The organism is Amycolatopsis pigmentata (assembly GCF_042684065.1).
Taxonomy (GTDB): Bacteria; Actinomycetota; Actinomycetes; order Mycobacteriales; family Pseudonocardiaceae; genus Amycolatopsis_E; species Amycolatopsis_E pigmentata.
On sequence record NZ_JBHUKR010000017.1, the window covers coordinates 214,589 to 239,179 of the forward strand.

The 24,591-nt window shown below is 68.8% G+C and carries 22 protein-coding genes; 8 read left to right on the forward strand and 14 right to left on the reverse strand.

The features are described 5' to 3' along the window. Positions 1–524: 524 nt before the first annotated feature. The gene (locus ACFSXZ_RS28490; RefSeq protein ID WP_378268301.1) at positions 525–1,103 is read left to right on the forward strand and encodes a cadmium resistance transporter; all 579 of its coding nucleotides are present in this window, start codon (positions 525–527) and stop codon (positions 1,101–1,103) included. A gap of 56 nt (positions 1,104–1,159) precedes the next feature. Here ACFSXZ_RS28490 and ACFSXZ_RS28495 read toward each other — a convergent pair whose 3' ends face one another. The 3 genes from ACFSXZ_RS28495 to ACFSXZ_RS28505 all read right to left on the reverse strand — a co-directional run bounded on the left by ACFSXZ_RS28495 (position 1,160) and on the right by ACFSXZ_RS28505 (position 4,995). Then, complete coding sequence (locus ACFSXZ_RS28495; protein ID WP_378268302.1) at positions 1,160–2,401, reverse strand: cytochrome P450; 1,242 nt, start codon at positions 2,399–2,401, stop codon at positions 1,160–1,162. A gap of 68 nt (positions 2,402–2,469) precedes the next feature. Next, entirely contained in the window at positions 2,470–3,729 is a 1,260-nt protein-coding gene (locus tag ACFSXZ_RS28500) for a cytochrome P450 (protein ID WP_378268303.1), read from the reverse strand. A gap of 42 nt (positions 3,730–3,771) precedes the next feature. Continuing rightward, positions 3,772–4,995: a cytochrome P450 gene (locus ACFSXZ_RS28505; protein ID WP_378268304.1), complete on the reverse strand. Its 1,224-nt coding sequence runs from the start codon at positions 4,993–4,995 to the stop codon at positions 3,772–3,774. A gap of 288 nt (positions 4,996–5,283) precedes the next feature. On the opposite strand from ACFSXZ_RS28505, the gene ACFSXZ_RS28510 reads away from it, so the two are divergent. Continuing rightward, positions 5,284–6,057 (forward strand): class I SAM-dependent methyltransferase, encoded by a 774-nt coding sequence (locus ACFSXZ_RS28510; protein ID WP_378268305.1) that lies wholly within the window; start codon positions 5,284–5,286, stop codon positions 6,055–6,057. A gap of 63 nt (positions 6,058–6,120) precedes the next feature. Here ACFSXZ_RS28510 and ACFSXZ_RS28515 read toward each other — a convergent pair whose 3' ends face one another. From ACFSXZ_RS28515 to ACFSXZ_RS28525, 3 genes are all read right to left on the reverse strand, one after another. Beyond that, positions 6,121–6,765 carry a class I SAM-dependent methyltransferase gene (locus ACFSXZ_RS28515; protein WP_378268306.1) on the reverse strand — a complete coding sequence of 215 codons (645 nt, stop codon included), beginning with the start codon at positions 6,763–6,765 and terminating at the stop codon, positions 6,121–6,123. 270 nt (positions 6,766–7,035) lie between these two features. Beyond that, positions 7,036–8,064 (reverse strand): Lrp/AsnC family transcriptional regulator, encoded by a 1,029-nt coding sequence (locus ACFSXZ_RS28520; RefSeq protein ID WP_378268307.1) that lies wholly within the window; start codon positions 8,062–8,064, stop codon positions 7,036–7,038. Positions 8,065–8,113: 49 nt separating this feature from the next. Then, positions 8,114–8,695: a TetR/AcrR family transcriptional regulator gene (locus tag ACFSXZ_RS28525; RefSeq protein ID WP_378268308.1), complete on the reverse strand. Its 582-nt coding sequence runs from the start codon at positions 8,693–8,695 to the stop codon at positions 8,114–8,116. A 111-nt stretch (positions 8,696–8,806) separates the two neighbouring features. On the opposite strand from ACFSXZ_RS28525, the gene ACFSXZ_RS28530 reads away from it, so the two are divergent. Together ACFSXZ_RS28530 and ACFSXZ_RS28535 are read left to right on the forward strand one after the other, a co-directional pair. Then, entirely contained in the window at positions 8,807–10,078 is a 1,272-nt protein-coding gene (locus ACFSXZ_RS28530) for an alpha/beta fold hydrolase (protein WP_378268309.1), read from the forward strand. Positions 10,079–10,177: 99 nt separating this feature from the next. Next, the gene (locus tag ACFSXZ_RS28535) at positions 10,178–11,134 is read left to right on the forward strand and encodes an NADP-dependent oxidoreductase (protein WP_378268310.1); all 957 of its coding nucleotides are present in this window, start codon (positions 10,178–10,180) and stop codon (positions 11,132–11,134) included. Here the strand turns inward: ACFSXZ_RS28535 and ACFSXZ_RS28540 are convergent. Further along, positions 11,121–11,987, reverse strand: coding sequence for a helix-turn-helix transcriptional regulator (locus tag ACFSXZ_RS28540; protein WP_378268311.1), 867 nt, complete (start codon positions 11,985–11,987; stop codon positions 11,121–11,123). The two genes, ACFSXZ_RS28535 and ACFSXZ_RS28540, sit on opposite strands and share 14 nt — an antisense overlap. 103 nt (positions 11,988–12,090) lie before the next feature. On the opposite strand from ACFSXZ_RS28540, the gene ACFSXZ_RS28545 reads away from it, so the two are divergent. Beyond that, positions 12,091–13,029 (forward strand): SDR family NAD(P)-dependent oxidoreductase, encoded by a 939-nt coding sequence (locus tag ACFSXZ_RS28545; RefSeq protein ID WP_378268312.1) that lies wholly within the window; start codon positions 12,091–12,093, stop codon positions 13,027–13,029. Here the strand turns inward: ACFSXZ_RS28545 and ACFSXZ_RS28550 are convergent. Both ACFSXZ_RS28550 and ACFSXZ_RS28555 read right to left on the reverse strand, forming a co-directional pair. Continuing rightward, positions 13,026–13,142 (reverse strand): hypothetical protein, encoded by a 117-nt coding sequence (locus tag ACFSXZ_RS28550; protein WP_378268313.1) that lies wholly within the window; start codon positions 13,140–13,142, stop codon positions 13,026–13,028. The two genes, ACFSXZ_RS28545 and ACFSXZ_RS28550, sit on opposite strands and share 4 nt — an antisense overlap. A 235-nt stretch (positions 13,143–13,377) precedes the next feature. Then, on the reverse strand, positions 13,378–14,028 hold the full coding sequence (locus ACFSXZ_RS28555; protein WP_378268314.1) for a GntR family transcriptional regulator: 651 nt from the start codon (positions 14,026–14,028) through the stop codon (positions 13,378–13,380). 109 nt (positions 14,029–14,137) lie between these two features. Between ACFSXZ_RS28555 and ACFSXZ_RS28560 the strand changes: the two genes are divergently transcribed. Further along, positions 14,138–17,005 carry an FAD-binding and (Fe-S)-binding domain-containing protein gene (locus ACFSXZ_RS28560; protein ID WP_378268315.1) on the forward strand — a complete coding sequence of 956 codons (2,868 nt, stop codon included), beginning with the start codon at positions 14,138–14,140 and terminating at the stop codon, positions 17,003–17,005. Positions 17,006–17,073: 68 nt separating this feature from the next. Here ACFSXZ_RS28560 and ACFSXZ_RS28565 read toward each other — a convergent pair whose 3' ends face one another. From ACFSXZ_RS28565 to ACFSXZ_RS28580, 4 genes are read right to left on the reverse strand one after another with little or no spacing between them, the layout of a single operon-like run. Then, on the reverse strand, positions 17,074–18,384 hold the full coding sequence (locus ACFSXZ_RS28565) for an MFS transporter (RefSeq protein ID WP_378268316.1): 1,311 nt from the start codon (positions 18,382–18,384) through the stop codon (positions 17,074–17,076). Continuing rightward, positions 18,381–19,541, reverse strand: a complete 1,161-nt coding sequence (locus tag ACFSXZ_RS28570; RefSeq protein WP_378268317.1) for a M24 family metallopeptidase — start codon at positions 19,539–19,541, stop codon at positions 18,381–18,383. The genes ACFSXZ_RS28565 and ACFSXZ_RS28570 overlap by 4 nt, the downstream gene beginning before the upstream one ends. Before the next feature lie 11 nt (positions 19,542–19,552). After that, positions 19,553–20,569 (reverse strand): glutamate cyclase domain-containing protein, encoded by a 1,017-nt coding sequence (locus ACFSXZ_RS28575; RefSeq protein ID WP_378268318.1) that lies wholly within the window; start codon positions 20,567–20,569, stop codon positions 19,553–19,555. Next, complete coding sequence (locus tag ACFSXZ_RS28580; RefSeq protein ID WP_378268319.1) at positions 20,562–21,923, reverse strand: MFS transporter; 1,362 nt, start codon at positions 21,921–21,923, stop codon at positions 20,562–20,564. Before ACFSXZ_RS28580 ends, ACFSXZ_RS28575 begins: the two co-directional genes overlap by 8 nt. A gap of 68 nt (positions 21,924–21,991) precedes the next feature. Here ACFSXZ_RS28580 and ACFSXZ_RS28585 point away from each other — a divergent pair, with 68 nt between their 5' ends. Next, the gene (locus ACFSXZ_RS28585) at positions 21,992–22,672 is read left to right on the forward strand and encodes a TetR/AcrR family transcriptional regulator (protein ID WP_378268320.1); all 681 of its coding nucleotides are present in this window, start codon (positions 21,992–21,994) and stop codon (positions 22,670–22,672) included. On the opposite strand, the gene ACFSXZ_RS28590 is transcribed toward ACFSXZ_RS28585, so the two are convergent. After that, positions 22,669–23,289: a TetR/AcrR family transcriptional regulator gene (locus tag ACFSXZ_RS28590; protein ID WP_378268321.1), complete on the reverse strand. Its 621-nt coding sequence runs from the start codon at positions 23,287–23,289 to the stop codon at positions 22,669–22,671. The two genes, ACFSXZ_RS28585 and ACFSXZ_RS28590, sit on opposite strands and share 4 nt — an antisense overlap. A gap of 122 nt (positions 23,290–23,411) precedes the next feature. Between ACFSXZ_RS28590 and ACFSXZ_RS28595 the strand changes: the two genes are divergently transcribed. Next, positions 23,412–24,350: an NAD-dependent epimerase/dehydratase family protein gene (locus ACFSXZ_RS28595; protein ID WP_378268322.1), complete on the forward strand. Its 939-nt coding sequence runs from the start codon at positions 23,412–23,414 to the stop codon at positions 24,348–24,350. Positions 24,351–24,591: the final 241 nt, after the last annotated feature.

Sequence of the window (24,591 nt, forward strand, 5' to 3'; positions counted from 1 at the left end):
GCCCCCTACGATGAAGGACTTGAGCGTGAATATCGCCGCCATCTCGGGGACATGACGGGGAGCCCTGCACCATATTGCGGGCGTGAATACGTCACGTAGCGCTCACGCGAATTCTTTGTCGGTGCACTTCTGGCCGAACGAGGAGGCCACTCGGGTTACGCCGGTTGCCCCGGCACGACCGTCCGCGCCATTTGGCGGCCTCTGCTTGGCCGCCATTTGACAGGATTGGGCCATCGGTGGCGCGCACCGCGCCCATCCGGTCGCGAACCGGGTTCGACGGCGCCCTAAGCTGGTCGGATCGACGTTCGTGCCACCGCGATCCGGGGAGCGGCATGGGTACCGTCCCAGCTTTCGGGCACCAGCGTGTCACGCTCGCGAAGCCTTATCCCATAACGCTGAGCCCGGCCGACCTCGTCTCGGACTACTGACACCGCCGGAATCGCGGTGACGGTCGCGGTGCGGCCGAAATCAGACGTTGCTCCGATGTTAGGTCTTTTGGCGGTACCCGATGCGACGATCGGGGGATGGTTTCTCTGCCGGGCACGGTCGCCACCGCGGCCGGCACGTTCGCGGCGACCAACGTGGACGCGCTGATCCTGTTGGTCATCCTCTTCGCCGGGGCGCGTGCGGGCAGTGTGCGTCCGCGGCAGATCGTGCTCGGGCAGGGCCTGGTGTTCGTGATGCTGGTCGGCACGAGCATCGGGATGGCCGCGGCGCTGGGGCCGGTGCCGTTGAGGTGGATCGGGGTGCTGGGTCTGGTTCCGATCACGATGGGAGTGCGCGGTCTGATCGCGGCGAGGCGACGGACCGAATCGGATCCGGCCCTCACCGACAAGCTGACCGTGGTCGTGGCCCTGGCCTTGTCGGTGTGTGCGGACAACCTCTCGGTCTACATCGTACTGTTCCGCGTGCAGACGCCGGCCGAATCCGCGCTCAGTGTCGCCGTCTTCGTCGTGCTCGAGGTGGTGTGGTGCGTCACGGCGTACACCATCGCCGGCCGGAAAACGGTCATTTTGTTCGTGCGGCGCAGCGGTGCCTGGGTCGTGCCCATTCTGTTTCTGGCGCTCGGAACCGCGATCCTGGTACGCACCGAACTCCTTTGACCCGGCGCGGCATGGCGACGAGACCACCACGGATTGAAGGTCACCGGAATCGCGCGTCAAGGAGTGATGGTTTGCGTGAAACGGGCCGGGAAGGTCTTTATGCCGCGCAGCACCAGATTGGGCCGGTAGACCAGTTCGTCGGTCTCGGCCATCTCGATCCCGCGCCTGACCAGTTCGCGCAGCGCTGTCTCCATCTCCAGGCGGGCCAGTGGAGCGCCGAGACAGTAATGGATGCCCAGGCTGAACGTGAGGTGGCGGTTGACCGAGGCGTCCGTCGCGTACCGGGTGATGTCGAAGCGGTCCGGGTCGGGGAAGGCCTCCGGGTCGCGGTTGGCGGACCCGAACAGGAGCACGACACCGTCACCCGCATCGAACTGGTGCCCGGCCACTTCGGTCGCCGCCAGCGCGAGCCGGGTGGTCATGTGGACCGGCGAGTCGTAGCGCAGCATCTCCTCGACGGCGGGGGCGGCCAGCTCCGGCCGCTCGCGGAGCAAGGCGTACTGGCCGGGGTTGCGCATCAGGGCGAGGATTCCGTTGCTGACCAGGTTGACGCTCGTCTCGTGCCCGGCGACCAGCAGGGTGACGCACGTGGCGAGCATTTCGTCCTCGGTGAGAACGTCACCTTGCTCCTCCACCCGTGCCAGTTCGCTGATCAGGTCGGCCCGCGGCGAGACACGGCGGCGGCCGATCAGTTCTCGGAAGTAGGCCACGAACTCGCGCGCCGCCTGGGTACGGGCGTCTCGTTCGTCCGGCGAGAGAAGCGGGTCCGGGTCGAAGCCGCGGGCCAAGGCATGCGACCAGCGTTGCAGGTCCGGATGGTCTTCGGCGGGCGCGCCGAGCAACTCGGCGATGATGGTCAGCGGCAGCGGGTAGGCCAACATCGGCACCAGGTCGAACTCACCGGCGGCGACCATCTTGTCGAACAGTTCGGCGACCAGCCGTTCGACCCGGGGGCGCAGATCGGCCACCGTGCGCGGGGTGAACGCCTTGCTGACCAGGCCGCGCAGCCGGGTGTGGTCCGGCGGGTCCATCCACAGAAACGACGTCGGCAGGTCCGTGTGCTCCACGCCCGGATGGAACAGCTCGGCCTCGTGCGCGTGGCTCCAGTTGTTGTCCTGGAGGATCGCCGCCTGGTGTTCGTAACGGGTCACCAGATGCACGTCCAGCGGCGTACGCAGTAGTGGGGTGGCCTCCCGGGTCACCGCGTACCGGGGGTACGGGTCGGGCCAGTGCTTCGGATCGAACGCGTCGAAGGTCACTGCTTCCGTCTTCGCGATCTCCGTGTCCGGCACGCTCATCGGAATCTCCTTTTCCTGGCCTGCTTTTGGTTCTGCCGCTTGGGCCCGCCCGGGGTGAGGTGCCGGTGTCATCGCAGGCGCACCGGCAGTGCGCGCATCCGGCGCAGCGAGATGTTGTCCAACCAGGACAGTTCGTCTCCCACCTGCGCCAAGCCGGGAGACCGGCGAATCAACTGGTCGAAGCCGATCTCCAGTTCCAGCCGGGCCAACGCCGCGCCAAGGCAGAAATGGATGCCTTTGCCGAAGCTCAGCACCGACGGCGCCGCGGCCTGACGGCCGTAGCGGGTGATGTCCAGACGGTCCGGGTCGGCGAACACGTCCGGGTCGCGGTTGGCGGAGGCGATCAGCAGCACCAGGCTTTCGCCGGCGGCGAAGGTCCGGCCGGCGAGTTCCATCTCCTCGTGTGCGACCCGCGTGGTGATCTGCAAAGGCGGCTCGTAGCGCAGCAATTCCTCGACGGCCGCCGTCGCGATGTCCGGGTTGGCCCGCCACAACCGCAGTTGCGCGGGGTTGCGCATCAACGCCAGAGTGCCGTTGGCCAGCACGCTGACCGTGGTCTCGAAGCCGGCATTGAGCAGCATCACGCACGTGTTGAGCAGTTCCAGCTCGCTGAGCACATCGCCCTGCTCCTCCACGGCCACCAGTTCGCTGACGATGTCGTCGGTGGGCTCGACCCGCCGGCGGGCGATGAGCTCCCGGAAGTACGCCACGCCGTCCCGCATCGCTTGTGCACGCGCGGCGATGTCGTCGGGTGGCAGCAGCAGGCCCGGGTCCACGCCCCGCCCCAGGATGCTGGACCACCGCCCGACCTGCGCACGGTCCGCTTCCGGCACTCCCAGCAGTTCCGAGATCACGATCAGCGGCAGCGGATACGCGAACGCTTCCACCAGGTCGACCTCACCGGCCGCCAGCGCGTCGTCCAACAACCGCGTGACCGTGCGTTCCACCAGCGGGCGCCAGCCGGCCACCGCGCGCGGGGTGAACGCCTTGGAAACCAGTCGGCGCAAGCGGGTGTGGTCCGGCGGGTCGTGCCACAGGAACGGCAGATTCTCGATCTTGTACTCGGGCGCGAACGGGTTGACCCCGTTGACATCGGCGCGGCCCCACTTCGCCTCCGTCAGTACGGACACGCAGTCGTGGTACCGGGTGGCCAGATAAACGCCTTCCGGCAGCTTGTAAAGCGGTGTGGCGTCCTGCAGCGCGCGATAGCGGGGGTACGGGTCGCCCCGGCGGTGCGGCTCGAAGCCGTCGAACACACCGTCGTCGAAGATGTTCCGGTCCAGTTCGTCGCTGTCCAGGACAGCCGTGCCGGACGTGGTGTCGGCCATCGGAACCTTTCCTCTCGCGGAGCCACGGCACTTGCGGATGGGTCAGTCGCGCAGACGCACGGGTAGTGACGTCAGGCCATGGAAGGCGATCGTCTGACGCCACGTCGGCTCGGTGCCGGTGAGCGCCAGGGCCGGCGCGCGGCGCAGCAGCGCGTCCACGGCGTGCTCGATCTCCATCCGCCCCAAGCGGGCGCCCAGGCAGAAGTGGATGCCGCCGCTGAGCGAGAAGTGCCGGACCGCGGGCGGCCGGGCCGCATAGCGGGTGATGTCCAGCCGGTCCGGGTCCGGATAGGCCTCGGGGTCCCGGTTGGCCGAGGCGATCATGACCACGACCCCCTCACCGCGCGTGAACGTCCGGCCGGACAGTTCGCGTTCCTCCAACGCGACCCGGGTGGTGAACTGCACGGGCGGCTCGTAGCGCAGCAACTCGTCCACGGCGTAGGGCGCGAGATCCGGCTGCTCCCGCCACAAGGCGATCTGGCCCGGATTACGCAGCAGAGCCAGCACGCCCTTGCCGATCACGTCCGCGGTGGTCTCGTAGCCGCCGATGAGCAGCAGCGTGGCCAGCGCGTGGAAGTCGGCGTCACCGAGGTCGGCGCCGTCCCGCTGTGCGGCGCACAGATCCGACAACAGGTCGTCGGCCGGCTCTTTACGCTTTCGAGCGACCAGGTCCGCGAAGTAGGCTTCGAATTCACGCAGCGCGGGCAACCGGCGGGCCAGGTTTTCGGGCGTCTGAAGAATGTCCGGATCGGTACCCCGGACTATTTCCGCCGACCAGGCCATCACCAAGGGGTAATCCTCGACCGGCACGCCCAGCAATTCAGCCGTGATCGACAGGGTCAGCGGACGGGCGAATTCCGCCATCAGGTCGATTTCCCCGGCCGCGACCACCTTTTCGAGAAGTTCGGCGACCCGGGCCTCGATATGCGGCTTCATCTTGTCGACGTTGCGCGGGGTGAAGAATTTGTTGACCATTCCCCTGATCCGGGAGTGGTCCGACGGGTCCATCCGCAGCATCGACCCGGGCACCTCGTCGGGCGCGACGCCGGGGCGGAACGGGTTGATGCCGTCCTCGTAACCGTGGCCCCACGCGGGATCCGTGAGTACCGTCGAGCACTCCTGGTAGCGCGTGGCAAGGAACATGCCGGGGCCCATCGGATACAGCGGCGTGTAGTCGCGAACAAGCGCGTACCGCGGATACGGGTTGGACCGATACCTGGGGTGAAAAGCGTCGAACACAACCTCCGGTGTCGCGGACACGTCCACGGTTCACTCCCTCGGCGCGCTTGTCGGAAACTCACGGCGACGCCGATGACGCCGGCCGTTCCCGGTAATAAGAGTCGGCCCGTGTAGCCGGTGGGTGAATTCGACGGGAACCGGGCGTGTCGTTCATTGCACGAAGGCGTGGATCGGTTCCCACACGCTTCGCGGTCATCGAATTCCTTAATCGCGTGAAAGTCAACGCGCTTCGCTTGTTTGGCCCCGAGGGTCCGTGGTCCTACGATCGCGTCGTTTCCGCCGATCACGTCAAGCGCCGACATCGGGAGCCTCGCATTGTCGACTTATGTCCTGGACCAAGGTTTTCCCGGCGAACGTGAACGGCTCGAGGCGATGGCGCGCTCTTGGGACCCTGGCACCCTCCGGCTCGTGACCGACTGCGGCATCGGTCCAGGCCAACGCTGCTTGGAGGTCGGGGCCGGCACCGGCACCGTGTCGCGGGCGCTGGCGGAACTCGTCGGGCCGGACGGCCAGGTGGTGGCGCTGGACCGCGACGTGCGTTTCCTTGACGACCAGCCCGCCAACGTCGAGGTGTGCCAAGCCGACCTCATGACCGACGACCTCCCCCGGGCCGCCTTCGACCTCGTGCACGCCCGTCTGCTCGTGGCACACCTGCACCCGCACCGCGACGCGATCGCCCGGCTCGCCGACGCCGTCGCGCCCGGCGGCTGGCTGCTCGTGGAAGACGTCGACTGGACGTTCGTGGACTTGACGGTGCCCTCGGCACCGGTGCACAGCGCGATGATGGTCGCGTTACGCCGGATCCTCGGCCAAGGTGGATTCGACGCCACGTACGGTCGGCACCTCTATACCGACATGCGCAGCCTCGGCCTCACCGAAGTGACCGCGGAGTACCGCGGAAACCAGACGCCCAGCAGCAACCAGTCCTGGCTGGCCTGGCAACTGCTCGTCACCCAGTTCGAGGAAGACATGGTGGACACCGGGCTCCTTTCCCGTCGGCAGGTCGAAGACTGGTGGGCACTCAGCCGGGCCGGCACCGGATCCGTGGTCAGCGCGACCATGTTCGCCGTCCGCGCCCGACGGGCCTGATGCGGAACCGGGTTCGAGCAGCCGTCGGTTCGTCTCATGACGAGCGGACCAACCGGTTCGCCATCAGCCCGCCGGGCGGCGGAGTGTGAGCAGGAGATTGGCGCGGCGCGGTGGAATACGCGCCTCGCAGGTGGTGTCCCACCCGGGCATCGCCGTCTCGATGAGCGTGTCCAGTTCGGCGCGTGGCATGAACCGGACGGTGGGATCCCCGGAGACCCAGCGGTCGGCGCCGTAAGCGACGACGGTTCCCGGACCGGGCCGCTGCTCCCACTCCTTGACCGCCACCACACCGCCCGCAGCGGTGAGCGCGGCGGCATCGCGGAGCACCTGCACGCGTTCGTGCTCGGCGACATGGTGAAGGACATCGCAGAGCACGACCAGATCGAACGGCTCCGGCCGCTCCGCAAGCAGTTGCGCCGTCGTGATCCCACGGAACTCGACACCACGCGGATCGCCGTCGTACATCCGGCCAGGCGACAGAGTGCCAGGGTCCAGCCCGAGTAGCGCCGCGCCGGGCAGGACACGACGAAGAGCGGCAGCCATCGCGCCATCCCCGCAGCCGATCTCCAGCACACGCCGAGCCTGCGGAGCCACCGAGGCCACCGTGACCGCCAAGCAGTCCAGATCGATGAACATGCCCCGGTACAACTCGATCGCCACCGGCTCGAACCGGCCCAACGCGCGGCGCACCGCACTACCCACAGACACCCTGTGCTCCTCCTACGGTCAGCGCCCGGCGAAATACCGAACCCCTGCCGCCAACCGACGGGGGCCACGCCCACACAGCCGCGGTGATCAGGGTGTATCGATTTACTGCCTCATGCTCGCACGGCGAATGCCCATGGGCGGGCCGTGCGGAGCGGACGTGGCCCGGTAATCGACACTGACTCTGATGTTAAGTTCAGTGACGTTGAGCGTCTTCAAACCCGTCCATGAACGCGCCATCCCCACCTCCAACGGCATGTCTTCCACGCCTCGTCAAGGCGAGTGGCGACGATCCTGAACCCGCTCGGACCTACCACCAGAGGGCCCGCGCGGAGATCGCGCGGTCCAGTAGCGCTTCAGGATCTCCAGTTGTAGTGAGCATTCGACCGCGGTGATGTCGTTGTCTCGGTCGAATCCGCCGGTGAGGAAGTCCGCGAGTTCGCCTTCGCTGTGGAAGACACCGTCATAGGTGAGCATGGCCGAGGAGCCGGTGATCCCGAGAAACCGGGTGGCCGGGTGCGAGGCCAGCGCCGCGCCCAGCCGCGAAGTCGCATTGGGGTGGCACGAGATGCTGAGCACAGCCTCGATCTGGAAACCCAGTTCGCGCGGCTCGACCTCGACGCGAGGCCGCAGCAGGCCCGTGGAGAACATGTCCGTCGCCGTGCGGCGTGCCCGGGATTCGGTGATGTCCAGCGACCGGGCGATGTCGGCGTAGGGCAACCGGGCGTCCTCGCGGAGCAAGGCGGCGATTTTCCGTTCCAGCGCACCGAACTGGTGGGTCCCTGTTTCGTCCACGACATTGGTTTGCGTGACCAGAGATTCCTCCTGCGCACGAGAAAGGCGCTTCAGCCGCCACGCCGCCGAACTGGTGAGCCGGCGGAGGACCCATTCGGTGCGCAGGCCGCGGACGCCGGAGATCCCCGGCAGTTCGACGACCAGTGCCCGGGTTGTGGCGTCCCTGGTCATTCCGTGCAGGACCGCGTAGACATCTCCGCGGCCGGAGCAGATCGCCACGTAGGTGGTGTCGGATCGGTCTACCAGTGCTTCGGCGACGGCTTGGGCCTGTCCCGGCTCGGTCCTGATCCAGACGTTCACCGGCACCCCCTCGGCGAGCAAAGACCAGTCGAGCTCGCAGATCACGCTCATCAGTCCGTCCTCGACCAGGCGCCCGTACCTGCGGGCGACGGTACGGGCCGAACTGCCCAGGGTTCGGGCCAGCAGGTCGAAGGGTGCGCGTGGCGCGTGCTGCAGCGCGGCGATCAGGTCCAGGTCGACCTCGTCGAGGTTGCCTTCACCGGTCATCGATGTCCGCCTCCTTGAGACGAGTCTGACGGGAATTCGGTGCCGGGCATCAATCAGCGAATGGCCAACCGGTCACCAGCGACCGGATGGCCTGGGGCAGCACCGTGTCGATGGAGGCGGCCGGGAGGGTCCCGTCGATTTCGAGGGTGACGAGTCCGTGCAGCTCCGCCCAGATCGCCACCGCGATGCGGTTGGCCTCCTCCACCGAGTGCCCCGGGCCACGGATGCGGTTGATCGCGCTGACCAGGGGCGCTGCCGGGTCGCGGTCCTGCGGGGCACCGCGGGGTGTGTACGTCACGGCGCCACCGAAAATCGCCCGGTAGAGATACCGCTCGCCAATTCCCCAACTCCGATAGGCCGCGGCCATCCCCAGCAGATCCGCCACGGGATCACGGGTGCGGGGCACCGCGATGAGAACCTCGTGCAGGAGCGCCAGGGCGTGCCGGCGCACCGCGGCGATCAGTTGGTCCCGGCCGCCGAGCAGCGTGTAGATCGAGGTCGTCGACGCACCGGCCTCGGCCGCGATCTGCCGCACCGACAGCTGATCCCACTGCCGGTCCCGCATCAGAGAGGTCGCGGCACGGATCAGACGCTCGCGGGTCGCGTCGTCGTTGGTCGGTGGCCTGCCCATGATGCCGTCACCCTACCGGCAGCCTGTACAGTTGTTTCAGAACAACGTTCCAAAACAACTGGGGTGAGCATGAAACGCGTCTGGCGGACAGCTCGTGCCGCAGCGGTCTCCGTGGCAGTGATACTCGCGATCGTCCTGGTTTTCCTCGCTCTGACGGTCCTGACCGACGGCCGCGCACGAGGCTGGCTCGCCTGGGGCATCACCGCCACCCTCAGCCTCGGGGTGGCCGCACTCCTGGCGGCCCGCGACCGGAAGCGCCAGGCCCGCCATGTACTGGTTCAGACAGGCGTCGCCGCGGCCCTTACCGCGAGCGTGTGCGTGCCCAGCGTGCCGACGACCTGGCAGTACCCGCCGGACCTGCCGGGCATCGCGACTCAGCATTGGACGCTGTCCACGGGCAGCCGGGTCGCCGTCTACCACTACCCGCCCCCGCCCGGGGTGACCCCGCACCCCGTGCCGCTGCTCTACCTCCACGGTGGCCCCATCCGCGGCATCGCGCTGATCGACCACACGTTCCTGCGGCAACTGGCCGAACGCGGATTCGATGTCTACGCCTACGAGGAAGCGGGGGGTGGACGGAGCGACCCGATCCCCATGCCCGACTACTCCATCGACCGATCGGTCCGCGATTTCTCGGCGGTCCTGGCGCACATTCCAGGAGGCCAAGCCGACGTACTCGGGTTCTCCGCAGGGGCCGTGGTCCTCACCCGAGCACTGGCCGCCCCGTCACACATCCACCGAGCCGTCATCGCCGAACCCGGGCCCATGGACGGCCCGACCGCGCAACTCACCGGCTCGCCCGGACACCCGACCGCCGCGGGGATCGCACCACCGCCCAGCGGTCCACACTCGATCACCAAACCGCGCTACGCGGTCGCGCTGGGGCTAGTGCGGTCAGGCGTACTGTCCACTCAGGAACGAATGGTCGGTCAAGCCGAAGTCGTCAACGCTTTCACACCCGCGGACCTCGGGAGCGACACCGCCGCGAGCTACTGCGCCAAAGACGCCGACCGCATCCCCGTCGAGGACAGCGACACCAACTTCTCCTTCAACCCCTTGGCCAGCCTTCAAGTCCAGGACACGATCGCCCACTCACCGGCCATCACACCACCACTGGGACACTCCACCGTGCCGGCCATGCTCATGATCGCCGAGTGCTCGCACCAGCTGCGCCAATGGGAAACAGCCGTCCTCGCCGCCGATCCGGCCATCACACGCACCCAATACATGACCGGCGTCGGCCACCACATCTGGAACGGCCTGGATGACGACAACGACCGCGCGGCAACCGTGATCACCGCGTTCCTCGACGACCAACCCGCACCACTGCCCAACTACCCGACCGCGACCGACATCCCGGCCTTCCTGCGCGACCACAGGTAGCGCCACATCGCGGCGAAACGGAACGCGCTCCGATTGTGCTACAGTCGGCATCCAGGCAAACGGAGCATAGTCCGTTTCGTTCCGAGGAGACAGGCGTACATGCGGGAACAGAGCGAGCAACCGTCGGCGGGCAGGAGCAGGGCGGTCCGGCTCGATTCATTCGGCGGCCCCGAAGTGCTGAACATCCGTGAGATTCCCCCTCCGCAGGCCGGCCCGGGAGAGGTCCGTGTGCGGGTCACCGCGGCCGGTCTGAACCCGATGGACTGGATCATGACCGCCGACGCGGACACGGCCGGCCGGTTCGGTTTGAGCCTCCCGGCCGGGTTCGGCACCGACTACGCGGGAGTGGTCGACCAGGTCGGTGCCGGGGTGACCGGCTTCGCCCCCGGCGACCGGGTGTTCGGGGGCGCCCTGTCCCGCGCGGTCGCCGACTTCGTGGTGATCGACCCGGCCGGGGCGGTCGCGGCGAACGAGGCCCATCACACCCCTGATGGCGTCGACGACCGCACCGCCGCCACCCTCACGATCGCCGGCCGCACGGCCTCGGCCGCCCTCGCCGTGGTCGATCCCGGCCCGGGCGACACCGTGCTGATCGGCGGCGCGGCGGGCGGGGTCGGGGTGTTCGCCGTCCAGTTGGCCCGGATCGCGGGAGCGCGCGTGATCGGGACGGGATCGGCCACATCGTCCGGGTTCCTGCGCGATCTCGGAGCCGAGCCGGTCGCCTACGGCGACGGCCTGACCGACCGGGTCCGGACCCTCGCTCCCGGCGGTGTCACCGCCGCCATCGACCTGCACGGGACCGAGACAGCGCACGCCGCAAGGAAACTCGGCGTCCCGGACGGCCGCATCTGCACCATCGCCGCACAAGTCGATGGCGTCTCGACAGCCAACGGGGCGAACGCCGCGCCCGGCGCCCTGGAAGAGATCGCCCGGCTGATCGCGGCGGGCGAGCTCCGGGTGCCCATCGCGGCGAGCTTCCCGATCGAGCAGATCCGCCGCGCGGCCGAGCTCCAGGCCGGCCGGCACGTGCACGGCAAGGTCGTCATCGACCTCTAGCCACCGGTCGGTGCTGGAGCGACTGAGTGCCGAGAACGACCGCGAGGTCCAGGCGGTCGGCGTCCTCGGTGCCGGGCTCGGCGGTGTAGACGGTGATACGCAGGTCGTCCACTGCGACCAGCAGCGTGTCGCAGTCGAGGGTGATCGGGCCGACCGCCGGGTGGTCGATGGTCTTGTGCCGGGAGGGCTCGGTCAGGGGCGGCGGTGTCTCGGCGTCCCAGAGCTCGGCGAAGCGCGGGCTGCCGGAGGTCAGATCGGTGATCAGGCGGCGCAGGGTGCGGTCGGCCGGGTAGCGCGAGGCCGTCAGGCGCAGGTCGGCCACCAGCCGGGCTTCGTGTTCGGCCTGTTCCCGCGGGGTGTGCACGACCCGCGAGGGCAGACGGGCGACGTTGCGCCAGACGGCGTTGCGTTCCAGGCCGCGCCAGGTGCTCGTGTCACCCATGAGCGCGTCGTAGGGCGCGTTGGCCAGTACGAGCGTCCAACTGGCGTCGTAGACGACCACGGGGGTGTGCGAGAGCCGGTCGAGCAGCCGTTGCACGCTCGGGGCGACCCGCGACGGCACGATGTCCGGACCGGGCGCGGCGTGTCCGGCCAGCCGGTAGAGCAGGTCGCGTTCGGTATCGGACAGGCGCAGCGCTCGGGCCAGCGACTCGACCACCTGCGCCGACGGCGCGGTCGCGCGCCCTTGCTCAAGGCGGGTCAGGTAGTCGGCCGAGATCCCGGCGAGCGCGGCCAGTTCCTCGCGGCGCAACCCGCTGGCCCGGCGCCGACGGCCCACCGGCACGCCGACAGCCTCGGGTGCCACCCGGTCGCGCCAGCGGCGTACCGTCCGGCCGAACTCCCACGCTTCCACGATCTCCAGTGTGCGCGTGCCCGAACCGGGTTGTCCTGGCCCTGACAGTCCTACGAAAACCCGACGACTGCCTACGGCCCGCGCTATCGCACAGGCTGGGGCCATGACCGAACTCGGAACTGTTCTGATCACCGGCCCGACCCGCAACCTGGGCCGCCACGCCGTGCTGGCCATGGCCGGCCGCCCGGACGGGCGGCGACCCGACCTGCTGCTGGTCGGTCGCGCCGGACCCGACCTGAAGGCGGTGGCCGACCAGGCGCGCGCACGCGGCGCCAGCGTTCACGAGATCGGCTGCGACCTCTCGCGCCTGGCCGACGTCCGTGCCGCCGCCACCACCGTGCGCGACCTGCTCGCCGCAGGCGCCGTACGGCCGCTGCGCGCACTGATCGCCAACGCCGGCGTCATGTCGGCCGACACCCGGCGGGCGTCGGCCGACGGCTACGAAATGACGTTCGCCGTCAACTACCTCGCCCACGCCCGACTCATCGGCGACCTGCTCGACTCCTTCACCACCCCGGCACGGATCGTGCTCCTCGGCTCGAACACCTATTACGCCAACATCTGGCGCAAACTGCTCGGCGTGGCCGAGGCGAAGTGGGCCGACCCCATCGAACTCGCCCGCCCGGCCACCGGTGCGCAAGCCCCGGGAATGACGGCCTCCGGCGTCGCCTACTCCAACGCCAAACTCGCGATCCTGTACTACGCCCACGAACTCCAGCGTCGCGCCGGCGGCGGGATCAACGTGTCGGTCTTCGAACCCGGCTGGATGCCCGGCACCGCACTCGGCCGCGGCGCCCCCGAGGCGTTTCAGGTGATGAGCCGCGCGTTGGGTCGTGTACCCGGCGTTTCGAAGCCGCAACGCTCCGGACCTCTGTTGGCCGCGATGGCCCTCGACGACAAATGGGCGCACCTGCGCGACGGCGCCTTCGTGGTCAAAACCAAACTCATCGAAGTGCAGCCCGTCGCCCACGACCCCGAAAGGGAGCGGCGCCTCTGGGAAGCGACCACCGAACTGCTGGAACACGCAGGAGCGTCGCGTTAGCTGGTAGCACCGTCCGGCCAGCCGGACGGTGCCGTCCGCGGCCCCCACAGCGTGGAAGTATTGTGCCAGGCCAAATTCCCCGTCGCGTCGGCCAGTTCCGACGGCGTTCCCACCAGGTCCGTGACCCGCCGCGTCGTCGAGCACGTTGACGCCCGAATGCCATGTGGTCGAATCCTGCTTCGCCGCCACCAACGGGTCGCTCATGTCACGGCCCCAGTCTGCGTCGTCGGCGGGGCGGCAAAACGAGTGATCATTCGGCCGTGCCCAGTCCTCGGACACCGATCTTTCACCGGCGGCTTCCAGCGGGGACCCGAATCCCGTCGAATGGATCCGAACGGCCGAGTCGGCTCAGGAATCGTCCACCAGGGTGGCGAGCATGGCACGCCGGGCGCCGTCGAGGTGCGCGTGCATGCGTTCCCCGGCCAGTTCGACCGCACCCTCGCGGAGCGCGTCGAGGATCGCGCCGTGCTCGGCCGCGATGCGGTCACGGCCCAGAGCCAGGCGGGACTGGAGCATCGACAAATGGATCTCGCCGCTGAGCAACTCGTAGAACTTCGACATCCGTGGACTTCCGACCCCGTCGACAAGGGCGCGATGGAAACACAGGTCCGCCTCGACGAAGACGCTGGGCCGCTGAGCATCCCCGACCGCGTGGAGATCGTCGACCGCCCGCGCGGCCCGCTCGTGCGCCGCGGAGTCTCCCGCGACGAGCCGCACGGCCTCCAGTTCCAGGGGCATCCGAACGAGGAAGAGGTCTTCTACATCGGCCGCGGTCAACCGCGGCACCCGTGCCGGTTGCTGGCGCCCGGCGCGGCGAAGAAGGCCTTCGTGCACCAGTTGCGTGATCGCCACCCGGGCGGTGGGCCGTGACACCTCGAACTCGGCGGCGACGTCGTTCTCCGCGAGCCCACGACCCGGCTCGACCACGCCGTCGAGGATCTGCGCGCGCAGCGTCGTGATCAGCGAGGTGGTGACCGAGATCGTCGCGAGTCGCGCCATGTCACCTCTCCCTGTCGTCCCGCTCCGGCGCCGTTCAGGCTATCGGCCGTGCGTCAGGTCGACGATCACGACCCTTGACCTGGTTGTCTCGTTGTCATACAACATAGCAATGCAGACGACGACGTCCGATCAAGCCACGGTCCGATCGCTGGCAACCCTCCGACAAGCCCTCGACGACGGAACGCTGCTCGACCGGGCGTCCGACCGGATGTCCCACGCTCACGACGCGTCGCACTTCCACCTCGTGCCGGCCGCCGTCGCCAAGCCTCGCGACAGCGCCACGATCGGCCGGTTGTTCGCCGCCGCGAAGACCGCCGGGATCCCGTTGACGTTTCGCTCCGGCGGCACGAGCCTGTCCGGCCAGGCCGCGACCACCGGCATCCTGGTCGACACGCGCTCCCATTTCCGGACCATCGAGGTACTCGACGACGGACTCAGGGTGCGCGTCGGGCCGGGCGCGACGATCCGGCAGATCAACGCCCGGCTCGCCGGCCACGGCCGCAAGCTCGGGCCGGACCCGGCGAGCGAAATCGCTTGCACCATCGGGGGCGCGGTCGCCAACAACTCCAGCGGCATGGCCTGCGGCACCACGGCCAACAGCTACGCCACCCTCGAGTCGATGGTCCTGGTTCTGCCCTCGGGCACCGTCGTCGACACGGGAGCCCCCGACGCGGACGAGCGGCTGCGCGCGTATGAACCGCGGCTCTACGCCGGCCTCGCGCGCCTGCGCGACCAGGTTCGGAACTCCGCCGTGCTGCGGGAACACATCGAGCGGCAGTTCTCGATGAAGAACACCATGGGTTACGGCATCAACTCGCTGCTCGATTTCAGCAGTCCCGCGGAGATCCTGGCGCACCTGGTGGTCGGCAGCGAGGGCACGCTGGCGTTCATCGCATCCCTGGTCATGCGGACCGTACCCGTGCTGCCGCACAGCCGTACGGGACTGCTGGTCTTCGACGATCTGGCCGCGGCCACCGGTGCGCTGCCCGGACTGGTCGCCACCGGCCCCGTGTCGATCGAGCTTCTCGATGCCACGTCACTCCGCGTCGGGCAGCGCGATCCCGCCGCCGACGACGTGCTGCGTGCCCTCGCGGTCCGGGAACACTCTGCCCTGCTCGTCGAGTACCAGTCCTCGACCCGCGCGGGCGTCGACGAATTGGCCGACGCGGCACGTCCCACACTGGATACCCTGCCGATCATCGGACGCCGCGAGCTCACCGCCGATTCCCGGGCACGAGGGGGAATGTGGCACATCCGCAAAGGGTTGTACGCGAGGGTCACCGAAGCGCGCCCCAGCGGGACGACCGCGCTGCTGGAAGACATCGTCGTTCCCGTGCCGCGGCTGCTGCCGACCTGCGAACGTCTGATCGGCCTGTTCCGGCGCCATGGCTACGAAGACGCGGTGATCTTCGGGCACGCCAAGGACGGCAACATCCACTTCGTGCTGACCGAGCGACTCGGCGACGAGCACGCCTCCATCGAGCGTTTCGCGCGGTTCACCGACGACATGGTCGAACTCGTCCTCGGCCAAGGCGGCTCGCTCAAGGCCGAGCATGGTACCGGCCGGATGATGGCACCGTTCGTGCGCCGCCAGTACGGCGACGAGTTGTACGCGGTCATGCGTGAGATCAAGTGGCTTTGCGACCCGGACGGCGTGCTCAACCCGGACGTGGTGATCTCCGACGATCCCGGCGGCCACCTCCGTGACCTGAAAACGACGCCGCCCATCGAGGAGGAGGCCGACCGTTGCGTCGAGTGCGGGTTCTGTGAACCGGTCTGTCCCAGCCGCGACCTGACCACCACTCCCCGGCAGCGGATCGTCCTGCGGCGTGCGATCGAGCGGGCCCGCCTCGCCGGAGACGGCGAACTCACCGCTCGACTGGAAGCGGAGTACGGCTACGACGCGGTCGACACCTGTGCGGCCGACGGGATGTGCCAGACCGCGTGCCCGGTCCTGATCGACACCGGCGATCTCATGAAACGGCTCCGCGCTGAGCGCGCCGGGCGAATCTCCACCGCGGCCTGGAGCGCCGCGGCCCGTCGCTGGGATTCCGTTACGCGCGGGGCTTCGGCGGCCCTGTCCATCGCCGCGACGCTGCCGGCCCCGGTCGTCAAGACGGCGAACAAGCTCGCGCGGGCGGTCGGCGGCCCCGGGAGCATCCCGTTGTGGTCACCCGATCTCCCTGCCGGTGGCAAGCCGTACCGCCAGGATGGCTCCCCGCGTGACACCGCTGAGGCGGTCTTCTTTTCGTCGTGCACGGGCGCGATGTTCGGCGCGGCCACCCCCTCGGCGTCCGGGGTGGCGATCGCGTTCACCACGCTTTGCGAACGCGCGGGCGTCGAAATCACCTCGGTGCCCACCGCGACCGGGCTGTGCTGCGGCACTCCCTGGCGGTCCAAAGGAATCACCCGGGGATATCAGGAGATGGCCAAGCGAGTCCTGCCGGTCCTGTGGGAGAGCACTCGCCACGGCGAACTCCCGGTCGTGTGCGACGCGTCCTCATGCACCGAGGGGCTCCGGCAGATGATCGAACACGGGCCGCGCGAGTATCACGCGATCGCCGTCGTCGACGCGGTCGAGTTCTGCGCGACCCGCCTGCTGCCCCGGCTCACCGTGACCAACCGGCACTCCGACCTCGCGCTACACCCGACCTGCTCGGCCACCCGGATGGGACTTACCGCCAAGCTGTGCGAGGTGGCCGAGGCGATCGCAGACCCGGTAACCATCCCCCGCGCCTGGGGCTGCTGCGGATTCGCCGGCGACCGCGGCCTCCTGCATCCCGAACTCACCGCCTCGGCGACCCGTGACCAGGCCGCGGAGATCGCCGCCGGCGCACACGACACGTTCGCCTCCTGCAACCGCACGTGCGAACTCGGCATGACCCGCGCGACCGGAGCACCCTACGTCCACATCCTCGAACTGGTGGAAAGCGCCACCCGGCCGGCCCCTGCCGGTGTCCCGGACGTACCCGCCTGACGGAGGGAGTGGAGCCGACGCCACCCTCGCCCGGCGACCGCGGGCGAGGGTGGCGTCGAATCACTTCCTCACCCCACTTGTTCCGTCTCCGTCGCGGGACGGGTGACGTGGGCGGTGTGGCCGCGCGGGATGGCGAAGGACAGAAGTCCACAAAGGACAAGAGACAGCGCCATGATGCCGAACGGGAGTTGGTAGCCGCCGCTGAGTTCGCGCAGCCATCCGGTGGCGTATCCGGCGATGAACCCGCCGAGGGCGCCGACGGTGTTGATGAGCGCGAGCCCACTCGCGGCGGCGGCACCCTCGAGCCGGGCGCTGCTGATGCTCCAGAACACCGGGATGGCGGCGTAGATGCCGATCGCGGACAACGCGACGCCCACGACCAGCAGGGGGAACGACTTACCCGCGAAAGCGCACAAGGCGACGCCGATTCCGGCGAGGAGCACGGGGAGTGCGAGATGGCCGCGACCCGGCTCGCGGCGGGCCATCCTGCTCCACACGACCGAGGCGATCGCGCCCAGCGCGAACGGAATGAAGGTGACCACGTTCACCGCGGCGCTCGCGCGGTCGTGGACCAGGCCGGTCGTGACGAGCGGGACGAAGAACGTGATCGCGAACATCGGGAAGGTCAGGAGCAGGAACACGATGGCGAGCCGGATCGTGGTCGCGCTGCGCAGGGCCGATGAGAAGGAATGCCTGCCACTGTCGTGGGCGCGTTCGATCCGGTTCGCCTCGGTGAGGGCGCTCCGTTCATCCGTGGTGAGCCAGCGCGCCTCGGCGGGTTTGTCGGTGAGCAGGAGCAGCACCGCGAATCCGAGCACGACGGCGGCGATGCCCTCGACGGCGAACATGAAGCGCCAGCCCTCGATCCCGAAGGTGTGCTGTCCGTGGTGGATGAGCCAGTTGGACAGCGGCCCGCCGAGCGCGGTGGAAAGGGGAACCGCGACGTAGTAGGCGCCGAGCACGAACACGCGCCGCTGCCCGGTGAACCACTGCGAGATGTACCAGAGGATGCCCGGCAGCAGCCCCGCTTCGGCGATCCCGAGCAGGATCCGGGCGCCCACGAAGGTACCGGTGCCGCTGACGGCCGCGTGCAGTGCGGCGACAACGCCCCAGCTCACCGCGATCCGGGCGAGCCAGCGCCGGGCACCGACGCGGTAGAGCACGTAGTTGCTCGGTATTTCGAGCAGGACATAGCCGACGAAGAACAGCGCGACACCGAGCCCGTAGCCGGTGGTGGTCATCCCGAGGGCGGGGTTCATGGTGGGCGCGGCGAAGCCGACATTGACCCGGTCGAGGTAGTTGACGAACAGCAGCAACACGAGGACGGGAATGAGACGGCGGGTCGCCTTGCGGTGCGCGGTGCGCAGTTCGGCCGTCATGCGGGCACCTCGATCAGCGCGTGCGGACCGCCGGGGTTCGTGAGGTTCACCGTGCGTTCCGGTCCGATGTGGACGAAGTCCTCGATGTGGAAGCCCCGCACCGGATCGACCCAGCCGAGTTCGATCTCCAGGGTCATCCCTTCGGACAACGGTTCCTCGTATTCGACGGTGAGCTGGGGTTCCTCGTGCAGCACAAGGCCGATCCCGTGCCCGACGATGCTCCAGCGAAACTCTTCGCCCATGCGTTCGTATCCTTTCCTTGCGGCCTCGACAAGTTCGCGGGCGACGACGCCCGGACGCGCGGCCTCGACGATCTCGGCGTGCACGGCGCTGATCCGGTCGAACCGCGTGCGCTGTTCCCGACTTGCCTTCCCGACCACGGCGGTGCGCGCGATGTCCGAGGTATAGCCATCGATCCGGACGCCCCAGTCGGCGCGGACGAGCGTTCCCTCCTCGAAGGTGCTCGTCCCCGGCCAGGGATGCCATTGCCCGGCGCGGCAGCCTCCGCCGAGGATGGAGTGCGACAGTTCCTGCGCGCCGTCGCGCAGGAGCGCATCGGTGATCCCGGTGGCCACCGAGACTTCGGTGTCCCCGGGCCGGATACCACGCAATCCGTCTTCCAGACGCCGCGCGGTGAGTTGGTTGACCCGGGTCAGCACCTCGAGTTCGGCGGGGGTCTTCACCTTGCGCATTTCGTTGAGCAAGGGCCACGCGTCTTCCAGGCGCAGCCGGGGAATCCGCGCGCGCAACCCTTCAGTGATCTTGAACGGAGTGGCCCTGGCCTCGATCCCGATCCGCCGGGCGCCCACCTCCCGCAGTGCGCCCGCGGCGACGTCGACCATGTCGTCGCCTTCGCCGGTGTAACCGCGGATGTCCTTGATGTGCGGGGTCGTCTCCTCCGGCGCCCACGTGTCCGACTGGCCGCCGGTCCAGTTCTCGGCGCGGGGCGCGGGGACGACATAGACGGGTTCACCGTCGGCAGGCCATACCACGATGTGCAGCCGCTCCCACGTCAGCCACAGGTCCGGGTGGTAGAAGCCGGAGAGGTAGGCGGTGTTCTCCGGCCACGTCGACACAACGGCGTCGAGCCCGCTCTCGGCCAGCAACCGCCGGATGCGGGGAACATCGGCGTAGACCGGATTTTTCAGACTGGTCATGACTGCCTCTGCTAGTGAGACGGTGAATACGAAGTGGACAGTGCTTGGGTGACCGCGGTCCGCATGAGCGTCGCGGCGGCGCGTTGCGCGTCCAGAGGAACGCCGTCGTCACTGAGGACGGGTCGGGCGTGCCATCCGCAGACCACGCCGGAACGTACGGCGGCGCGGAGGATGTCTTCGACGTAGTCGGCGTCGGCGACCAGGTCCGGACGCCGCAACAGGTAAGCCAACAACGCGGTGACGGCGTAGCCGCCCCAGTCGGAGATGGCGGCGGTGAGCACGAAGTCGGTGGCGACCGCCGCGGCCATACCGCCTCCACATGCACAGCGACAGCGGGCGCCTTCGGGCTGGATCTCGGCGACCTCGGGCAGGGCACCGAAGCCGACCTCGTTGCCGGCGTCGCCGATGCCACAGGTCAGGATCCCGCGCGCGGTGGCGGCCTCGAACAGCGGCGCGGGGTCGAAATGCTCGGCGTGCCAAGGGTTTCCGGTCGCTCCGTGGATGATGCCCGCACGGTTGGGCGCGAGCTTTTCGATCGCGAGTACCAGCACAGGGTCGAGGTCGTCGAGGATCGCCGTGGCGAAGCGTGCGCCTTCCGCGTCGTCCTCGGGCGAGACGTGAATGGTGACTTCGACGGGAGCGGGTCCGACCGCGTCGGAGTGCACGTTGAGCTGGCCCGCCCTGGCGATCTCCTTGAGCGGTGCGGAAAAACGGGCCTCCGCGGCCAGGTGCACCTGTGCGCCGAGGCCGAGGGTCAGTACCCTCGCCAGCGCGACGGCGCCGAGCAGACCGTCGATCTCACCGGTGGGCAGGCTGGGCGCGCCTCCGGCGCCGCACACGATGAGGACGCGGTCTCCCTCGGCCACGCGGTCATAGATGGCGGTGGCCATCGCCGTGCTCAGCGGCCCCTTCTGCCGTTCTCGCGCCGCTTCGTAGAGCAGGTGCGCGACCCCGCGGGGCATGTTGCCGACCGGGCGAAGCTCAGTGGTCATGATCTGGTCGACGTACTGACCTACCACCTCAGGCACGCGTTTCTCCTGTCGTCACCACGTTTTGTTCCCTGGGCCGGTTCCGGAATTCGGGGCGCTTCCGCAGGGCGAGCGAAGCCACCGCGCCGACGAGCATCACCGCGGCGACGACGAACATCGCCGGGCGGTAGCTGCCCGTCGCGTCGTGGAGCGCACCGGTCAGGTACGGCGCCACGAAGCCGGCGACGTTGGCCAGCCCGCCCGCGACACCCATGCCCGCCGCGACCGCCGCACCGGTCAGAAATCGTGGCGGCAACTGCCAGAACACCGGCAGCACGCTGTAACTGCCCGCGGCCGCGATCGAGATCGCGACCAGTACCGCCGTGGTCGAAGGCAGATACAGCGCGACGGCGACCGCGACCGCCCCCGCGATCAGCGGTACGGCGGTGTGGAAGTGCCGTTCCTGGGTCCGGTCCGAGTTGCGGGCCACCAGCAGCACCGCGACCGCCGCCACGGCATACGGGATCGCGGTCAGCAGCGCGGTCCTGGTCAGGGTCACCTGCTGCCCGAACTGCCGCGACAACTCCGCGATGACCTGAGGCAGGAAGAACGACAAGGCATAGCCGCCGATGTTGGACGCGAACCCGACCAGCGAGACCACGTAGATCCGCCAGTCCTTCAACGCGGCCAGGACCGTCGAACGGCCGTGCGCACCGGCATCGTTCTGTTCGGCTCGAAGCGTCGCCATCAGCGCGTCACGTTCCGGCCCGGTCAGCCACGACGCTCGGTCCGGGGTGCCCGGCAGCGCGAAGTACGCGATCACCCCGACCAGGACCGCGGGCAGCGCTTCGACGAGGAACATGGTCCGCCAGCCGCTGAGGCCGAGAAACCCGTCGCCATGCCCGATCAACAACGCCGACACCGGGGCACCGAGGACGACCGCGAAGGGAATCGCCACGATGAACCGGGCGATCATCCTGGCCCGCACCGGAGCCGGGAACCACGTCGTGAGGAGGTAGACCACGCCGGGGACGAAGCCCGCCTCCGCCAGCCCGAGCAGGACGCGCACGAGATAGAACTGCGTTTCGTTGCCGACGAAGGCCATGGCCCCCGACACGATCCCCCAGCTCACCATGATCCGGGCCAGCCAGCGCCGGGCGCCGACCCGGTGCAGGATGACGTTGCTCGGCACCTCGAACAGCACATAGCCGATGAAGAACAGGCCCGCGCCGAGCCCGTAGGCCGCCGTGGACAGGTGAAGGTCCGGATTCATCTTGGCCGCGGCGAAACCGACGTTCACGCGGTCGACATAGCTGATCACATACATCACCACCACCAGCGGCACGATCCGCGACGCCGCCTTGCGTGTCGCGGAACGCACCGCCGTCGCGGTCTCGGGAAGCTCAGGTTTCACGGCTCACCTCGTCGTGTTTACACCGTATCTGGATCATGTACGCTGTATATGACGCGTAAGCTAAGCACATGAATCGCCCCGGCACCAGCCCCCGAGACCGGACTCCACCTGCGGTAACCGCGCTCTCACCGGACGACGTCGTGCGGACGGCGCTCGAACTCACCGCGGAAAAGGGCCTGGAAGCACTGTCGATCCGCAGGGTCGCGACCGCGCTGGACATCTCGCCGATGTCGGTCTACAAGTTCGTCGCGTCCAAGGACGAACTGCTGGACGCGATGCTGTTGCATCTCCTCGACCGGATGGAGATCCCCTACACGACGACCTCCGACTGGCGCGAGCAGATCGTGGGGACCATGTGCGCGTGGCGGGACCTCGTCGAGGAACAACCCGGCGCCATGCAACTGCTCGCGACGCGGCGCCTGCCACCAGGCTCGGCCGGTCTGGCGCGCCTGGCGGAACGGGTTCTCTCCGCTCTCGAACACGGCGGCATCACGGGTCCCCGGGCCGCCCGCGCGTTTTGGCAGACGTTTTCGGCCACCGTCGGGCACATCGTGTTCGCCCGCGCCCGCGCCGGCTTGGACGAGCACGTCCAAGCGGCCGCCCGGGACGCCATGCACCGCACCGCCACCGAACGCGGCTTCGACCACGTCGCGAGCCTCGCGACCGACCTGACCCGAATCGAAACACGAGGCACTCTCGACGACGCTCTCCGCGTGCTATTGGCCGGTCTTTCGACCGAAAACCCCTAGCCGGTACCGCATCGGGACCCGTTACCCGGCGCCTCGGTCCGCCAGCCGAGCAGGATCGCGCGGAGCGCCTGCTCGGCGAGGCGCCCGGCGCGCTCGTGGCCGACCGTGCCGAGGAAGCCGAGCGAGGCGATGCCGTACAGCGTCCCCCAGAGGACCTCGCAGGCTTCGTGAGGGTCGGCGAGGACCACCTCGTGCGCCTTCGCCCAGGCGGTGAGCAGTTCCTCCACGAATGCGATCGCCGGTTCCGCGGCGCGCAGGCGCTCGTCCGCGTCGACCTCGGGCGAGTTCATCACCTGGTAGAGGTGTGGGTGCTCACCGGCGAAGCGGATGCATTCGGCCGCGACCCGCAGCACGCGCCGGTCGACGTCGGGCTCCTCGGCCGCCCGCCGGGACTCGGCCAGCATCAGACGGTGGCCGTGCGCGACCAGCTCCAGCACGAGTGCGTCCTTGTTGGCGAAGTGCTGGTAGACCACGGGCGCGGAGTACTCGACGTCGGTCGCGATGCGCCGGATCGTCAGCGCCGTGGCGCCCTCGGCCTCGAGGATGCGCAGCGCCGCCTCGATGATCCGCCGGCGGGTGCTCGCCCGTTCCCGCGCCCGCCTCGTGCTGGTCGCCATGCTCCGCCACTTCGTTTCGCCGGTTCCTCCGGACACTAGCCGTCTCCTTGACGGGGGTGTCATCCCCTTCTAGTCTAACGACGTTAGAAGATCTAACGTCGTTAGCACGAGAAAGGCCTGTCATGGCCGAGCACGTCATCATCGGCGCCGGTTCCATCGGCACCAACGTCGCCCGCCTCCTCGTCGAGCGCGGCGAAAGCGTCCGGATCGTCACGCGCAGCGGGTCCGGCCCCGAGCACCCGCTGGTGGAGCGCGTCGCCGCCGACGCCTCCGACCCGTCCCGCCTGACCGAACTCGCCCGCGGCGCGCAGGTGATCTACCACTGCGCGAACCCGCCCTCGTACACGACGTGGGAACGCCTGTTGCCGCCGTTGCAGACGTCGGTGATCGCCGCCGCGAAGACGAACGACGCGGTACTGGCGCTCACCGGCAGCCTCTACGCCTACGGCAAGCAGCCCGGCGGCAGGATGGACGAGCACACTCCCCTGGCCGCCACCGGGCGCAAGGGGCGGCTGCGCAAACGGATGTGGGAACAGGCACTCGGTTCCGGTATCCGCACGGTCGAGGTCCGCGGTTCCGACTACATCGGCAAGGACGCGGCGGGCATCTACTCCGTCCTCATCGAGCCGGCCATGAAGAAGGGCAGCGCCGCCTGGATCACCGGCCACCTCGACATGCCGCACACCTTCACCTTCAACGGCGACATGGCGCGGGCCCTGGTCACGCTCGCCCAGGACGAACGCGCGTGGGGCCGCGCCTGGCACGTGCCGTCCCCGCCTGCCATCACCATCCGCGAGTTCGCCCGGCGCTGCGCCGAGGCCGCGGGCAGGCCGCCGGTGAAACTGATCCAGCTGCCGCGCTTCGTGATGCGCACGGTCGGGCTCGTCGTGCCGATCGCCCGCGAGATGGCCGAGATGGACTACCAGTGGTACGCACCTTTCCGGATGGACGCGACGGAAACGGCGGAAACCTTCGGCCTGACCGCCACCGACCTCGACACCGCCATCCGGGACCAGGTCGGCGCCGCGGGCGAGGAAGCAGGGCGCCACATCGGGTCCTGACTGTTCGCCCGGTAGTACTCCGGCCACGCCGGAAACCGTGGTCTCCTGGTTAGGATGCGGGGAACCGTCTCACCCGCCGCAACGCGAGAGAAATGCGACCACTCGGACCAGACTTGCCCGTGAAACAGATCGCTTTATCAGTGTTTTACTCCAAATACGGCAAGACTTTGCAGACAGTAAGGCCTTGGCGCTCTGGGGAACTAACGTGATGCTGTGTCAGTCCGCGGTATCCCTGGTCACG